The organism is Roseateles sp. P5_B10, assembly GCF_056400485.1.
Genome location: NZ_JBFULE010001343.1, coordinates 1 through 897, shown reverse-complemented (window position 1 = coordinate 897; position 897 = coordinate 1). Strand labels below are relative to the sequence as shown.

General features: G+C 62.5%; 2 protein-coding genes. Both read left to right on the top strand.

Going from position 1 to position 897, the window contains the following annotated elements:
* On the top strand, window positions 1-444 hold a 444-nt coding region (nuoI, locus tag AC1DU6_RS33195; RefSeq protein WP_477862575.1), incomplete at its 5' end, for an NADH-quinone oxidoreductase subunit NuoI.
* 53 nt (window positions 445-497) lie between these two features.
* A partial coding sequence (locus tag AC1DU6_RS33190) for an NADH-quinone oxidoreductase subunit J (protein ID WP_477862573.1) occupies window positions 498-897 on the top strand: 400 nt, incomplete at its 3' end.

Genomic DNA, 897 nt, shown 5'->3' with positions numbered 1-897 from the left:
CTGCTCAAGGGGATGAAGCTCACCGGGAGGCATTTCCTCTCGCGCAACATCACCATCCAGTTCCCGGAAGAGAAGACGCCTCTCTCCCCGCGTTTCCGCGGCCTGCACGCGCTGCGCCGCTACGAGAACGGTGAAGAGCGCTGCATCGCCTGCAAGCTCTGCGAGGCCGTCTGCCCCGCGATGGCCATCACCATCGAGAGCGACGTGCGCGCCGACGGCAGCCGCCGCACGACGCGCTACGACATCGACCTGACCAAGTGCATCTTCTGCGGCTTCTGCGAGGAAAGCTGCCCGGTGGACTCCATCGTCGAGACCAGCATCTTCGAATACCACGGCGAAAAGCGCGGCGACCTGTACTTCACCAAGGACATGCTGCTGGCCGTCGGTGACAAGTACGAAGCCGAAATCGCGGCCCAAAAGGAGGCTGATGCCAAGTACCGCTGATCGCTGACCGGCCTTGCGGCCGCAGCGGTCCAGCTCAGCTGGCCTGGATACGTATGGACATCACGACCATCCTCTTCTACGTCTTCTCCGGCATCCTGCTGGTGAGTTCGTTCCGCGTCATCACGGCGCGCAGCACCGTGCATGCGGCGCTGTTCCTGATCCTGTCCTTCTTCACGGCGTCCTGCATCTGGATGCTGCTGAAGGCCGAGTTCCTGGCGATTGCGCTGGTGCTCGTCTACATCGGTGCCGTCATGGTGCTGTTCCTGTTCGTCGTCATGATGCTGGACCTGAACACCGACAGCCTGCGTGAGGGCTTCTGGAAGCATCTGCCGCTGGCGGCCGTTGTCGGCGCTCTGATCGCCTTCGAGATGGGCATCGTGCTGATGGGCGGCTTCCAACTGTCTGACGTGCCGGTGGCCACCGCCGAGCAGCTGAAGATGGGTAATACCATGC